Annotated in this window: 6 protein-coding genes; 3 read left to right on the top strand and 3 right to left on the bottom strand. The window is 73.7% G+C overall.

The genetic code is table 11. The features are described 5' to 3' along the window. Window positions 1-233 precede the first annotated feature (233 nt). Both ACIHFE_RS31420 and ACIHFE_RS31415 read left to right on the top strand, forming a co-directional pair. The gene (locus tag ACIHFE_RS31420) at window positions 234-2,786 is read left to right on the top strand and encodes an ATP-binding protein (protein ID WP_400112016.1); all 2,553 of its coding nucleotides are present in this window, start codon (window positions 234-236) and stop codon (window positions 2,784-2,786) included. Window positions 2,787-2,953: 167 nt separating this feature from the next. After that, complete coding sequence (locus ACIHFE_RS31415; RefSeq protein ID WP_400112014.1) at window positions 2,954-3,214, top strand: Prokaryotic metallothionein; 261 nt, start codon at window positions 2,954-2,956, stop codon at window positions 3,212-3,214. Here the strand turns inward: ACIHFE_RS31415 and ACIHFE_RS31410 are convergent. Genes ACIHFE_RS31410 through ACIHFE_RS31400 form a run of 3 tightly spaced genes read right to left on the bottom strand, consistent with a single transcriptional unit; the run spans window position 3,175 to window position 13,198 of the window. After that, window positions 3,175-4,788: a PfaD family polyunsaturated fatty acid/polyketide biosynthesis protein gene (locus ACIHFE_RS31410; RefSeq protein ID WP_400112012.1), complete on the bottom strand. Its 1,614-nt coding sequence runs from the start codon at window positions 4,786-4,788 to the stop codon at window positions 3,175-3,177. The genes ACIHFE_RS31415 and ACIHFE_RS31410 overlap by 40 nt on opposite strands. Beyond that, window positions 4,788-7,193, bottom strand: a complete 2,406-nt coding sequence (locus ACIHFE_RS31405; protein ID WP_400112010.1) for a 3-hydroxyacyl-ACP dehydratase — start codon at window positions 7,191-7,193, stop codon at window positions 4,788-4,790. The genes ACIHFE_RS31410 and ACIHFE_RS31405 overlap by 1 nt, the downstream gene beginning before the upstream one ends. Before the next feature lie 14 nt (window positions 7,194-7,207). Next, window positions 7,208-13,198: a beta-ketoacyl synthase N-terminal-like domain-containing protein gene (locus ACIHFE_RS31400; RefSeq protein ID WP_400112009.1), complete on the bottom strand. Its 5,991-nt coding sequence runs from the start codon at window positions 13,196-13,198 to the stop codon at window positions 7,208-7,210. A 376-nt stretch (window positions 13,199-13,574) separates the two neighbouring features. Here ACIHFE_RS31400 and ACIHFE_RS31395 point away from each other — a divergent pair, with 376 nt between their 5' ends. After that, on the top strand, window positions 13,575-14,975 hold the full coding sequence (locus tag ACIHFE_RS31395; RefSeq protein WP_400112007.1) for an amino acid permease: 1,401 nt from the start codon (window positions 13,575-13,577) through the stop codon (window positions 14,973-14,975). Window positions 14,976-15,100: the final 125 nt, after the last annotated feature.

Here is a 15,100-nt window from a genome sequence, read left to right as displayed (position 1 = left end):
CCGACACCCTCCCCGTACGACAACGTCGGCCTTCAAGACCACAACCAGGTCTTGAAGGCCGACGTCACGCCGGAGCCGGATTAACCAACAGCGTCGGAACCTTTCCTGTCCGGGCCCTCGGCGCTTTGCACCGCCCTGGGTCAGGATTACGTCAACGTCGCTGAGCTGCCCCTTCGATCGGTCAACCGAGCGGTGACCATAGGTGGTGAATACCTGAACGGAGAAGGCCACCGGTGGAGTTGACACAGGCACCCGCGACCACCCGCGGGCAGCTCAAGGTCCTGATAGGAGCAGCCCCCGGCGTGGGCAAGACCTACCGCATGCTCGACGAGGGCCGCCGCCGCGCCGCCCGGGGCACCGATGTGGTGGTCGCCTTCGCCGACTGCCGGGGCCGCCCGCACACCAGGGAGCTGCTCCACGGTCTGGAGACCGTCCCCCGGCTGCACCGGCACATCCACGACAGCCACTTCGAGGAGCTGGACCTGGACGCGGTGCTGGCCCGCCGCCCCGCCGTGGCCCTGGTGGACGACCTGGCGCACTCCAACAGCCCCGGCGGGCGGCACGCCAAGCGCTGGCAGGACATCGAGGAACTGCTGACCGCCGGCATCGATGTGGTGGCCACCGTCAACATCCACCACCTGGAGTCGCTGAGCGACGTGGTCCAGAAGATCACCGCCGTGCCGCAGTACGAGACCGTGCCCGATGACTTCGTACGCCGCGCCGCGCAGGTGGAACTGGTGGATGTGGCGCCGGAGGCGCTGCGCCGCCGGGTGGCGCACGGCAATGTCTTCCCGCCGCAGCGCGTCGATGCCGCGCTCTCCAGCTACTTCCGGGTGGGCAACCTCACCGCGCTGCGCGAGCTGGCCCTGCTGTGGGTGGCCGGGCATGTGGACGAGGGCCTGCGGGAGTACCGGCGGGAGCACGCCATCGGCGGGGTGTGGGAGACCCGCGAGCGGGTGCTGGTGGCACTCACCGGAGGGCCGGAGGGCGAGACCTTGATCCGCCGGGCGGCGCGCATCGCCAGCCGGGCGTCCAGCGGCGGCGACCTGCTGGCCGTCCATGTGACCCGCAGCGACCGGCTAGCCGGTGCCTCGTCCTCCACCCTGGCCGCCCAGCGGCAACTGGTGGAGAGCCTGGGCGGCAGCTACCACTCGGTGGTCGGCGCCCAGGTGCCCGCCGCCCTGCTGGAGTTCGCCCGGGCCGTCAACGCCACCCAGCTGGTGCTGGGCTCCAGCCGCCGGGGACGGCTGGCCCGGCTGCTGACCGCGACCGGCATCGGCGAGACCATGGTCCGGCTGTCCGGCGACATAGACGTCCATATCGTCAACCATGAACGCGCCGGGCGCGGGCGGCTGTTGGCGATGCCCGGCAGCGTCCTGCCGCGCTCCCGGCGGATCGCCGGGCCGCTCGCCGGACTGGTGCTGCCCGTCCTGCTGACCGCCGGACTGCGCAGCGCGGGCGGCGGGCTCAACCTGACCAGCGAGGCGCTGCTGTTCCTGCTGACCGTGGTGGGTGTGGCCTGTATCGGCGGGGTGGTCTCGGCGCTGCTGGCCGCCCTGATCGCCTCGCTGCTGATGAACTACTACTTCCTTCCGCCGATCGGCGAGATCACCATCGCCGACCCCAACAACATCCTGGCGGAAGCGGTGTTCGCGGCGGTCGCGGTCACCGTGGCGGCGATCGTGGACCGTTCCCTGCGGCAGTCGCGGCGGGCGGCCAAGGCCACCGCCGAGGCCGAGACCCTGTCCTCGCTGGCCGGCAACATCCTGCGCGGTGAGCACGCGGTGGACGTCCTGCTGGAGCTGACCCGGGAGACCTTCGGCATGGAGTCGGCCGGCCTGGTGCCACGCGGCGGCCGCGAGGGCCGGGCGGCCGGGGACGGACCCGGGGTGCTCCGGGTGCCGGTGGGCACGGACCGGACCCTGGTGCTGCGGGGCCGTGACCTGCCCGCCTCCGAGCACCGGGTGCTGACCGCCTTCGCCGCCCATCTGGCGGCGGCCCTGGACCGGGCCCGGCTGGCCGAGGCCGCGGCCGAGGTGGAGCCGGTCAAGGCCGCCGACCGTACCCGCACCGCACTGCTGCGGGCCGTCGGCCACGATCTGCGCACCCCGCTGGCCAGCGGCCGGGCCGCGGTGACCTCGCTGCTCAGCCGGGAGGTGGAGTTCTCCGCCGAGGACCGTGAGGAATTGCTGGTCACCGCCGACCAGTCGCTGCTCAAGCTCAGCCGCCTGGTGGACGATCTGCTGGACATGAGCCGGCTCCAGGCCGGGGTGATGCCGGTCCGGCTGTGCCCCACCCGGCTCGGCGATGTGATCCCCCAGGCTCTGGACGCCCTGCCGGAGCCCCCGGACGGGGTGGAGATCCAGGATCTGGGCGCGGCCGGCGAAGTGCTCGCCGATCCTCCACTGCTGGAACGGGTGGTCGCCAATCTGGTGGCCAACGCGGTGCGCCACTCCCCCGCCGGCCGCCCGGTGCGGATCGGCGCCAGCGCGCTGGCCGGCCGGGTGGAGCTGCGGATCACCGACCATGGCCGCGGCCTGCCACCGGAGCGCCGGGAGCGGGCCTTCGAGCCGTTCCAGCGGCTCGGGGACACCGACAACACCACCGGCCTGGGCCTGGGGCTGGCCCTGTCCCGTGGGCTGGCCGAGGCCATGGGCGGCACCCTGACCCCCGAGGACACCCCCGGGGGCGGGCTGACCATGGTGGTCGCGCTGCCCGCCGCCGGCCGGGCGGCAGCGGAACCCGGGCCGGAATACGGGGAGTTCACCCCGCCGGCCCGGCCCTGACCCGGCCGGCCGGGGACACCCGCCCCGCGCCCGGGAACGCCCCGGTACCGGCACACGGCGGTGCGGCCGCTCACTTTCGAGTGAGGGCCGCCCCTGGCAGACCCGGACCCGAGGATCCCGAACGGATCATGCGACATGTAATACCGACCCAGGTCCGGAGGATCCCCATGCCTGTCTGCAACACCTGCGAGAACGACTACCAAATGGCCTTCGACATCACCACCATCACCGGTGAGAAGTACACCTTCGACTGTTTCGAGTGCGCCATCACCAAGCTGGCCCCGGTGTGCGAGCGCTGCTCGGCCCGCATCATCGGGCATGGGGCGGCGGTGGACGGGCGCTTCTTCTGCGGCGCCCACTGCGCCCGGGAGGGGGCCAGGGGCCGGGGTCAGGAGATCCGGGACACGGTGGGCGCGCTCCCGGGCTGAGCGCCCCGGTCGGTGCTCCCGTCCGCCGGCGGCAGCCGGTACTCCGCGCAGGCGGCCGGAATGCGCACCCCGGCCGCCCGCAGCTGCCCCAGCCGGATCCGGTAGGCCGCGCCGCGCAGCAGCCGGCCGGCGATCTCGCCGGCCGGCCGGTGCTCGGGTGCGGCCAGTGCGGTGCCCGCCGTCCAGAGGTTGAAGGCCCCCATGGCGGGGCCGCACCAGATCTGCCAGTCGGCGGCCCGGGCCGGCTCCCCGGCGATGGCCCAGCGGGAGGTCATCGCCAGGTACCAGCGGAAGACCAGCGCCATCCGGTGCCTGGGTTCCCGTTCGGCGCGGGCCAGTTGGCCCGGGTGGTGGTCCCGGAGGTAGGCCGCGGTCTCCTGCCAGACCTCCGCCAGCGGCCGGCGCAGCACCCGTTCCTCCAGGGTGCGCCGGTCGGCGGCCGGCAAGGCGTCCAGGCTGTCGTACTCCCGGTAGAGGCGGTACAGCCGGGCGGCGTGGGCGGGGAACATGCTGCCCCGGCCGAGCACCTGGACCTGGACGCCCTGTTCGAACATGTCCGCCGCGGGGGCCATCACACAGTCGGCGATCCCGGACCGGGCGAGGAGCCGTTTGACGGCCGGTGAGGTGTCCGCCTCCACTGCGGCCTGGTTGACCGAGCCGGTGACCACATAGTCGGCGCCCAGGGCGAAGGCGGCGGCCACCGCCTGGGGCGAGCCGATGCCGCCGGCCGCACCCACATGCAGCTCGGTGCCGCCGCGCTGGTCGCGCCGGGCCAGGTCGCGCAGCCGGACCAGGGCGGGCACCAGCACCGCCAGCGGCCTGCGGTCGGTGTGCCCGCCGGAGTCGGCCTCCGCGGTGAGGGCGTCGGCCATCGGCACCGAGGCGGCCAGCGCCGCCTGCTCGGCGGTGATCCGCCCCTGGGCCAGCAGTTCGGCCACCAGAGGCTCGGGGGCCGGGCGCAGGAACAGGTGGGCGGTCTCCTCCCGGGAGACCTTGGCGATCACCCGGTGTTCGGCCCGTACCCCGGTGACGGGGTCCGGGCGCAGTCCGGTCAGCCGGTAGCGCACCAGCTCGGGGGTGAGCTGGACAAAGGCGGAGGCCTCCACCCAGCGGACGCCATGCCGCAGGCACAGGTCCACACAGGCGCGTTCCAGCCGCGGGGCCATCGGGGTGTGGATCAGATTGCAGGCGAAGGGTGCCTCGCCCAGCTCGTGCCGCAGCCGTCCCAGGGCCGCGTCGATCCGTTCCGCGGGCAGCCCGGCGGCTCCGAAGGCGGCCAGGCAGCCGGCCCTGGACAGCGCGGTGACCAGGCGGGTGCCCGCGATGCCGCCGGCCATCGCGCCCGCCATATAGGGCAGGCGCAGGCCGTGCCGGCGCAGGAAGGCGGCGGCGCCCAGCCGCCCGGGCGGCAGGGCGCCGGCCGCGGCCAGCAGCGTTCCCTCGCCGGGCGCGGGGCAGCCCTGGGTGACGCCGGTCCGGTTGTTCTGCCGCAGCACATAGCAGGGGCTCTCCAGCGCGCTCAGCACCTGGTAGATGCCCTCCGGGTCGTGGTGCACCGGCTCCCCGGCGCGCATCAGGGCCGGGCCTCGCCGGGCGCCGGCGGCCGGCTGGCCAGCGCGATGTTGTCCACCTGGTAGATCCGCAGGCCGTCGCGCCAGACGCTGCCGTCGGCCTGGACGAGCAGGCGGTCGCGGGTGCGGCGCACCCGCCGGATGTGCACCTCGCCGCGTACCCGCCGGTGCTCGCGCAGAATCTGTGCGCGGTAGGTCCAGTGCACCTCCTCGCCGGTGGCCGGCTGGAGTCCGGGCCCGGGCAGGCCGTCGGTGAGGCCGGTGTGCAGGGCGAAGGCGTGGACGGCCTGGAAGAGCATCTCCACCCCGGCCGATCCGGGCATCACCGGGTCCTGGAGGAAGTGGTGGTCGAAGTACCAGTCGTCGGGGTACACGGGTTTGGCGCACAGCACATAGCCGGCGCCGTGCTCGCCTCCGCCGGGGACCAGGGCGATCTCCTCCAGCAGGGCCAGCCGTCCGCTGCCCAGCCGGGTGTCCTCGCGGACGTCCAGCCAGCGGGTGCCGGCCGGGCGGGCCGGCTGCCGGTCCAGCCAGGGCGGCACGGACCGTCCGTTGTCCATGCCCTGCTGGAGGTCCAGGGCCTCCTGGGTGAAGTAGCCGTGCTGCGCGGTGCCCGCGTAGAACGGCCGCCCGCCCAGGGCAAGTTCGAAGTCATAGCCGTGCAGGGCGGCGCCCGGCAGGTCCAGCGCGGAGCGCAGGGTGACCCGCTGGGTGACGGTGCGGCCGCGCGGGTCGGCGTCCCACAGCAGCCGGGCGCGGCCTTCCAGATTGCGGCAGACAAAGGGCTGTTCGGGGTAGGCGAGCGTCACCCCGGCGGCAAGGCCGCTGAGCAGTCCGGCCGGCTGCAGGGCGATCTCCATCAGGGCCAGGTGCGGTACCGCGTCGGGGCCGTTCTCCCGTGCGTACCAGGGGACTTGGGGCATGTCGTACTCGGTGGTCTGCCGGCTGCCGGCGCCGTCCGCTTTCGGCCCCTTCTCCATCAGCACCCCGCGGTCGATCATCAGGAAGTCCCCCCGGGGCAGCCGGGGCCGCACCGGCGACCGGTAGCCGGCCGGCTCGGCCATCCCGGCCACCGCGGCCAGGGCGCCCAAGTCCCCCTCGGCGGCGTGTGCCATATGGAGTTCATTGCAGAAGACCGGCTCTCCGCCCTCGCCGGTACGACAGTTGGGCTGTTCCAGGTGGAGCAGCGGGTCCTGTTCGGGCCGGCCGTAGACGGCGAGGGCGAGGGTGCCGATCCGGGCGACCACCGCTCCCCCGGGGCGGGTGACCGCACAGTCGGCGGCCACCCAGGGGCGGGGCATCATGCCCAGGGAGCGCACCTGGGCCGTCAACCGCAGGGGCTGCTCGTCCGGTTCGGCGAGCAGCTCGACCCGGCAGGAGGCGCCGGGCAGCGGGACGGCGTGCGCCGCGGGCAGGCACAGGTGCAGGCCCTGGTGGAAGGCGTAGGCGCGCAGCAGTTCGGCGCAGGCCACCACCAGGTCCGGCCAGCCGGCGGCCGGGGGGAGTTCGCCGGTCAGCAGGCCCTGGCGGTGGCGTCCGCCGCGGGGGGTGATGGCGGTGACGGACCGCAGCAGGCGGGGCGGCCAGGGTTCGGGCAATTTCTCCGGCGGCAGGTGCGGTTGGGCGAAGGCTTCGCCGAGGACGGCCGCGAAGTCGCCCCGGGACAGGGCGTCCAGGTCGGCTCCGGACAGCCGGTCGACCGTGGTGCGGGCCAGCGGGCGGAACTCCGGCGGGTAGCGCGGGGTTTCCGGGTCGGGGGGCGGCGGCCCGGCCGCGAGCGCCTGAAGGGTGAGCAGCGGGCGACCGGCGCCATGCACCGTCACGCCGTCCTCCCGCGCCCGGACCCGCAACTCGACCGGTTCCGCGGGGAGCAGCTCCGGCCAGCACAGCTCATAGCGGACCGGTCCGGTGCGGTCCGCCAGGGCGGCGGCCGCCGTGCGCAGGACGACAGCGGGGCCGCCCTGCCGTGCCCACTGCTCGGGGGCGGGCGCGGCGGGTGCGGCGGGCGCGGCAGGTGCGGGGCCGGCCTTGGCCGAACGGGCGGTGTAGGCCGCCCAGTCGGCCTTGAAATCGGTCAGGGCGCGCCGGATGTCCTGCTCGCGGCCACCGGTACCGGCGGGTGCCGGCGGGGCGGCCGCCGGTGGGGGCGTACCGCCGCCGGAGGCGCCGGTGGCGCGCCTGATCCGGTAGGCGTCGATGGCCTGGTGCGCCTCCAGCACGGCGGCATGGGCCCGTTGCACCTGGCGGGCCATCCGGCGGGCGAGTTCCCCGGGAGCGTCCGCCGGTACGTCCGCCGGTACGTCCCCGGTCTCCTGCCCGGCGCTTTCGGGGGCCCTGCCCAACGGAGTGCCCTCGAAGGCGAGTTCCTCCGTTTCCTCCGTCTCCTCCGTCTCCGGGATATCCGGCATCCGCGCGGCCGCCTTCAGTCCGGGGCCGGGAAGAACTGGCTGAGCATCCGGGCCACCTGGTCCTCGGCGACGTTCAGCATCCGCACCCGGGTCCACTTCTGGAGCACCCGCCCTTCGGTGTCGCAGGCGGTGAGGTCGCAGTGCACATCGAGCGCGCTGCCGCCGGACACCTCGCCCAGGAGGACGAAGGGGCTGTCATCGGGCAGCGGGGCGAACAGTTCGATGTGCTCCACGCCCACCGGCAGGCAGTGGCTGTCGTGGTAGCGGTGCGAGACCAGGGCGGCGACCTGGAGCGCCAGGTCGGCCAGGCACGGGCTGTACAGCCGGCCCGCGCAGGAGCCCGTGGCGAAGGGCGGATCGGCGAGCCGTGCCGAGACCAGCAGGTGCCGGTCGTCCTGTTCGAGGACATCGCGCAGGCCGGCCAGGGTGGGGCCATGGAAGAGCAGGCCCTGGGCGTAGCAGGGGTGGAGTTCCCCGGACGGCCGGTGGGGCGGGAGTTCCAGGCGGGGGGCCGGGCCCGGCTCGCCCCACTCGAAGGTTCCCGTCAGATGTTGTTCGGCGCTGCGCCCGTCGGCCCGGGTCATCCGCACCCGGGCTCCGGCCGGCTGCGTCCGGGGTTCCAGGTGCAGGGCGATCTTGGTGGCATGGGCGCCGTTGAGGTAGAGGCCGCGGGAGATACGGATGTCCCGGCAGCGGACCACCGGTGTTCCGCCGCCCCGGCAGCGCTCCACGGTGTTCAGGGCGGCCCCGACCAGGACGGTCAGCGGCACCAGCGGATGGCCCTCCACGCAGTGGTCGCGCAGCACCGGTTCGCGTTCCCAGCCCGTCAGGGCGCGTTCGGCGGTCAGTCCCTGGGCCGGCAGTTCGCTCACCCGATGCAGCCAGGGCGCCAGCGGGCCGATGACCGTCACCCCGTCCGCGGTGTGGCCGGGCCGGCACTGTTCCCGGAAGCGGGCCGTCCCCTCCTCTCGGGACAGCACCGGGACGCCGGCCTGGAGGAACAGCCGGTACACCGCCTCGGCCATGCCGCCCTGCCAGGGCCCCCAGATCAGGGGCGTGACGCGCATGCGGGGACGGGCCGCCTTGACGGCGGCGGCGTAGCGCACCAGGGCCTCATTGGCCAGGGCGTAGTCGGCCTGGCGCACATTGCCCCAGAGGCCGGCGACCGAGGAGAACACCGTCAGATGCCGGAGCCGTTCGCCGTCCAGTGCCCCCAATATCCGGTCCAGGCCCAGGAGTTTGGTCTCGATCACCGGCGCGATGGAGGCGGCGGTCATCTCCGACAGCGGGCGGTCGCCCAGCACTCCGGCGGCGTGGATGACCCCGGTGATCCGGGAGGCCAGTGGGGTGAGCGCCTCGGTCACCGCCCGGTCGTCGCACAGGTCCACGGCCAGGTAGTCGGCCGGTACGCCCTGTTCGCGCAGCCGGTCCAGGGTGGTACGCAGGGTGCGCAGGCGCAGCAGGGCGGCCAGTCGCCCATCTGCTTCCGGGTCCTCGCCCAGGGCCTGGCGCAGTTCCTCCTCCGTCTCCAGGCCCTGGGCCCAGGGCGGTTCCCCGGTCAGCGGGGTCCGGCCGAGGAGGACATAGCCGCACCGGTGTTCCTCGGCGAGGGCGGTCAGGCACCAGGCGGTGATGCCGGAGCCGCCGCCGGTCACCAACAGCAGGTCGTCCTCGGTGAGTTCGGCGGTGTCCTCGGGGTGCGGCAGCAGGGGTACCGGGGTGCCGGACAGGGTGGTGGTGTGGCGTCCGGTGGTGTCATGGGCGACTTCCACCACATCGGTGGCCGCGTCGTGGATTTCCCGGAGGAATGCCTCCGCCACCATCGGGTCGTCCAGTGCGGGGGCGAAGTCCAGGGCCCGGCAGTGGAGCGGGACGGCTTCCAGGGCAACGGTCTTGGCCAGCCCGTTCAGCCCGCCGGCCAGGGCGGCGACCGGGTCCCGGCCCGCGCCGGCGTGGCCGAGCGCGCCGTCGAGCCGGGTGACGGTGAGGAAAGCGGCCCGGGTGCCGGTGCCGGCCGCTTCCTTGAGCACCGGGCAGAGGTGTTTGGCGAACAGCAGGGCGTGGGAGAGGCGCCGTACCGCCTGGCCGGCGTCGGTGGAGGTGTCCCTGCCGAACGGGACCAGGCACAGGTCCACCCGGCCGTTCTCCGCCAGGACTTCGCCCAGCCGGTCCGCCAGTTCCTCTTCCGTCCAGTCGGCCAGGGACCACTGGTCGGCCTCCCGTGCCGTGCCTCCCGGCAGGAGCAGGTGCCGCGTCCGCCAGCCGCGGGTGCGCAGGGTCTCGCCGAGCAGGGCGCACAGTTGGCCGCCGTCGTCCAGCAGCAGGGCCTGGGGGTGCTCCGGGTAGGCGTCGGTACGGACATCCGCCTCGGGCAGCGGGCGCAGTGCCGGATGGGCGCGGCCCGAGGGCATGCCGTGTTCATGGCGGAGGCCGGAGCGGGGGTCGCTGAAGACCTCCCGCAGCATTCCGCTGAGTTGGCCCACGGTGCGGGCCTCGCTGAACCGGAAGAGTTCCTCGCGCTGGATGACGGGATAGTGGCGCCATACCTCGGCCGCGATCTCCACCTGTTTGAGGGAGTCGATGCCGAGGTCTTCCTGGATGTACATGTCCGGCTGGATCATCTCGACGTCATAGCCGGTCTTTTCGGCCAGGATGGCCCGGCAGACGCGCTCCGCCTCCTCCAGGTCCACCTCGGCGAGGTTCACCGGGGCGCCTTGGGGCGGCCTGCCCTCGGCGGCGAACAGCTCGGCCAGCGCGGCCCGTTCGCCCTCCTCCGGCTGGTCCTGGGTCTCCGGCCGGGCCTGGGGCTGCGGTGGCGGGGCGGGCTCGGGGTGCGGTGGGAGGGGTGCCGGGCCGTCGGTGCCGCGCAGCAGCCGGGTGACGACTTCGCCGGCCCGGGCGTGTGCTTCGCCCAGGGCCAGGCCGTGTTCGCTGATGGCGGTGACGGCGTCGGCCAGGGCCTGGTCCACGGTGCCGTCGGCGTCGTGGGAGCGCAGCAGCTCGGTCAGTTCCCTGGCGGTCGTCAACTGCCCGTCCAGGTAGCGGGTGTGGGCCCTGAGGTGTTCGGCGGCGGCCAGGGACAGCGGGTCGTCCGCGGCGGGGGCGGGCAGCCAGGGCCTGGTGCCCTCCCCGGCCTCCGCCTCGGCCGCCTCCGCCTCGGCCGCCTCGGCCTGGCGGGCCCTTGCCGCGAAGCTCGGTCCTTCCAGGAGCCGGGCCATGGAGGACGGGGCGGGCGGCGCCGGCTCGGGCGGGGCGTCATAGCGGTTGATACCGGCCAACGGGGCACCCAGCACAGCCAGTCGCAGTGCCGCCTCCTTCAGTGCCATGGCGCCGTCCACGGCCGGGCCCCGGTCGCAGGGGACCGCGGCCACGTCCGGATCCTGGAAGGTGGCGTGGACCAGCCGGGACAGGGTGTCTCCGGGGCCGAATTCGACGAATACCCGGATGCCCGCGGCATACATCTCCGCCAGCCGGGTGGTGAAGTCCACCGGGCTGCCCAGCTGTTGCACCAGGGTCCGGCGGTCGGACTCCGGCCCCGCCCCGTACGCCGCGCCCGGGGCGCCCGGGTGGACGGGGAGGGCGGGGGCGGTGAAGTCCACGGCGGCGCAGGCGGCCGCGAAGGGTTCGGCGGCATGGGCCATCAGCGAGGTGTGGAAGGCCGCCGCGACGGGCAGCCGGCGGGCGGCGATGGATCGCTGGAGGCAGTGTCCGATGAACCGCTCCACCTCGGCGGTGGGCCCGCCCACCACCTGCTCCTCGGGGGCGTTGCGGTTGCAGACCGTCAACTGCGGAAAGGCGGCGAGCAGTTCGTCCAGCCGCCCGGTGGTGGTGCGTACGGCGGCCATGGCGCCGGGGTCGGAACCGGGCTCGGGCCGCTGTTCCATGGCGGTGCCACGGGCCCGGGCCAGCTGGTGCAGCGCCTGGTCGTCGAAGACTCCGGCCGCCCACAGGGCGGTCAGTTCCCCGAAGCTGTGTCCGAGCAGGGCCCCGAATTCCAGGCCCAGTTCGCGCAGGTACCGGTACTGTCCGGCGCTGAGCGCACCGATGGCCGGCTGGGCGTAGGCGGTGCGGTGCAGCGGGCCGGTGCCGGAGCTCTCCTCGGGTCCGCCGGGCGGCGGGAAGACGGCCCGGGCCAGGCTCTCCCCCGAGGGCCACAGGGCGTTGGCGGCGTCAAAGGCGGCGCGCAGCGGGGGGATGGTGAGCAGGGCGGTGCGTCCCATGCCGGGGTACTGGCCGCCCTGTCCGGCGAACAGGGCGCCGATGCCGGTGCCGTCCGGGAGGGCGGTGCGGCGGTAGTGGATGCCTTCCCGCCGCCACTGGCCGGCCTCCCGGTGCTCCCGCAACTGCCGGGTGGCCAGGGCGAGCAGCCGGGTGTGGTGGTCTTCGTCCGCCGCCACATAGCCGAGCCGGGCGTGTCCGGGTGGCACCGGGCCGTCGTCGCCGGGTTCGGCGCCGCTTTCCAGCAGTTCCAGCAGCGCCTCGGGGTCCTGGGCGTGCCAGAGGCGGGCCCGGGGCGCCTGGTGCAGGATGTGCGGGGCGCCCGAGGGGTGTTCCTCCAGTACGGCGTGGTAGTTGACGCCGCCGAAGCCGAAGGAGGACACCCCGGCGCGGCGCACCGGCCGGGCCGGGTCGGTGATCCAGGGCCGGGCGGTGGTGTTGAGGTAGACGGCGCCGTCGCCGGCGGCGGGGGCGCTGGGTTTGTCGATGTTGATGGTCGGCGGCAGCAGCCGGTGGTGCAGGGCCAGCGCCGTTTTGATCAGTCCGGCCGCTCCGGCGGCGGCCTTGGTGTGCCCGATCTGCGACTTGATGCTGCCGACCGCGACCCGGCGGCTCTCCCCGTCGGTGGCCAGCAGCTCGTTGAGGGCGGTGAGTTCGACCTCGTCGCCGGCCGGGGTGCCGGTGCCATGGGCCTCGATGAGCCCGACGGAGGCGGGTGCGCAGCCGGCGTCCCGGTAGGCGCGGCGCATCGCGGTGAGCTGGCCCTGGCCGCAGGGCGCGTAGATGCTCTTGCCGATGCCGTCGCTGGAACTACCCAGGCCGCGCAGGACCGCGTAGACGCGGTCGCCGTCGCGTTCGGCGTCGGCCAGGCGTTTGAGGGCCAGCATGCCGATGCCCTCGCCGATCAGGGTGCCGTCGGCCTCGGCGTCGAAGGGCCGTACCCGGCCGCTGAAGGAGAGGGCGGGGGTCTTGCTGAAGCACATAAAGGACACGATGGAGTTGTCGGCGTCACAGCCGCCGGTGATCATCAAGTCGGCGCGGCGGGTGGTGAGTTCGTCGACGGCGCCGCGCAGGGCGGCCAGTGAGCTGGCGCAGGCGGCGTCCACGGTGTGGTTGGCGGCGCGCAGGTCCAGCCGGTTGGCGATCCGGCCGGAGACCACATTGCCGAGGATTCCGGGGAAGGAGTCCTCCGTCCAGCGCGGCAGGCCCGCCAGGTAGACCCGGGTGAAGTGGCGGGCCTCCCGCTCGGGAACGCCCCGGCTGAGCATGGCCTTGAGCAGGGGTGGCGCCAGCAGCCGGGCGGCGAGCGGAATCAGGGTGGTGTTGGTGCCGCAGACGCCGAGCACCACTCCGGTGCGTGCGGGGTCGTACCAGTCGGTGCGGCCACGGGCGGCGTCGCGCAGCACCTCGCGGGCGACCATCAGGCTCAGCAGCTGGACCAGGCCGGTGGAGTCCAGGGTCCTGGGCGGCAGGCCGAACTCCATGGGGTCGAAGACGACCGGTGTCAGGAAGCCGCCGCGGCGGCCATAGGTCTTGTCGGGGGCGAAGGGGTCGGGGTCGTAGTAGTCCTCCAGCTCCCACCAGGCGGCGGGGACCTCCCGCAGGCAGTCGCGTCCGGCCACCACGTTGTCCCAGAACTCGCGCAGGTTCCGGGCGCCGGGGAACATTCCGGCCAGTCCGACGATGGCTACCGGGTCCTGGGCGAGGCGGTGGTCACGTTCGGGGCTGTGGTCGCGTTCGGGGCTGTGGTCGCGTTCAGCGCTGTGGTCGCGTGCGGCGTGGAGCACCTCTCATCCCCCGTTCGCGCGGCTGAGGAGGGTTGGCGGCGCGCTGGAAACTGCGGCGAAGGGTCACCTTGACGCGATCACCGTTTCCATGTTCGGCACCGGGCGAAGCATTCCCCCGGCCATCCGGAACATTCGCCACCAGCCGGGCATGCGCCGGGCGAACTTCAGTGCGTACGGTGCCTCCCAACTCACCCCGGACGATGTGGAGTTGACGGTCCGGCGGGCCGTCCGGGACCGCCGGGGCGTACCGGCTACCGGAGCGTCACCATCACGCTACGTAAGCCGCCTGTCCGGATAACGGACGCGATGGCGGCACCATGTCCGGGTTGCCCATACTCGCCACCTACCGGATCTCGTATATCGGACAGGCGTGACCATGACTCGGACACTCACACCCCCGCCCCCCACGCGGCGGGCCACTGAGCGGACCGCCCCGCTCTCCAACGGCCTCAAGCAGCGGCACCTTTCGATGATCGCCCTCGGCGGAGTGATCGGCGCCGGGCTCTTTGTGGGCTCGGGGGCCGGGATCGCCGCGGCCGGGCCGTCGATTGTGCTCGCCTATGCGGTGTCCGGCGTGCTGGTGATGTTTGTGATGCGGATGCTGGGCGAGATGTCCGCCGCCAACCCGGCCTCCGGGTCCTTCTCGGTGCACGCCGACCGCGCCCTCGGCCCCTGGGCCGGGTTCACCGCGGGGTGGATGTTCTGGATCCTGCTGGTGGTGGGCGTGGCCGTCGAGGCGATCGGCGCGGCGCACATCCTGCAGGGCTGGTTCCCGGGCACCCCCGCCTGGCTGTGGGTGCTGCTGCTGATGGCGCTGTTCTGCGGAGCCAATCTGGCGGCGGTGTCCAGCTTCGGCGAGCTGGAGTTCTGGTTCGCCGCCCTGAAGATCGGCGCCATCGCGCTCTTCCTGGTGCTCGGCGCGCTCGCCGTCGCAGGTGTGCTGCCCGGCGGCTCCCCCGGCACCACGCACCTACTGCACGACGGCGGTTTCCTGCCCACCGGCATGGGCGGGCTGCTGGTGGGCCTGCTGACCTCGGTGGTCGCCTACGGCGGGCTGGAGACGGTCACCATCGCCGCCGCCGAGTCCCAGGACCCGGCCCGCGGGGTGGCCAAGGCGGTGCGCACCACCATGTGGCGGATCGGTGTCGTCTATGTCGGCTCCATGCTGGTGATCGTCACTCTGGTGCCCTGGCACGACAAGGCCATCACCGAGGAGGGCCCCTATGCCGCGGTGCTGGACCGGCTGGGCGTCCCCGGCGGCGGGCAGATCATGAATGTGGTCGTCCTGGTCGCCCTGCTGTCGGCGATGAACGCCAATATCTATGGCTCCTCGCGCATGGCCTACTCCCTGGTCGCCCGTGGCCAGGGACCCCGGGCGCTGGCCAAGGTCTCCGGCCGGGTGCCGCGCCGCGCGGTGCTCGCCTCCTGTGCCTTCGGCTTCTTCGCCGTGCTGCTGTCCCTGTGGTGGCCCACCACGGTCTTCGCCTGGCTGCTCAATATGGTCGGCGCCGCGGTGCTGGTGGTGTGGGGCTTTATCGCCGCCTCCCAGCTGCGGCTGCGCCGCAGACTGGAGCGCGAGGCACCGGAGAAGCTGACCGTGCGGATGTGGGGCTTCCCTTATCTGACCTGGGTGACGCTGGCCGGAGTGGCCGGAACGCTGGCGCTGATGACCCTGGACGCCGGCACCCGGGTGCAGCTGTACTTCACCGGCGGACTGGCGCTGGCCCTGGCCGTCACCGGCCGGCTGCGCGAGCGCCGCACGCCGACGGACGGCTGACCGCGCGGCCCCGGGCCGGCCTCCGGGCCGGCCCGGCCGCACCCCCAAGGGCATTCCCCCACCCACCCCCTGACCGTCACTTAAATCCTATAAAGTTGCAGATGGGGTGCCGGGAAGTCTGGTCG

This window comes from Streptomyces sp. NPDC052396 (assembly GCF_044593195.1).
In the GTDB taxonomy this organism is placed as follows: Bacteria; Actinomycetota; Actinomycetes; order Streptomycetales; family Streptomycetaceae; genus Streptomyces.
The sequence above is the reverse complement of the archived record's forward strand: the minus strand, read 5'-3'. Positions and strand labels throughout refer to the sequence as shown.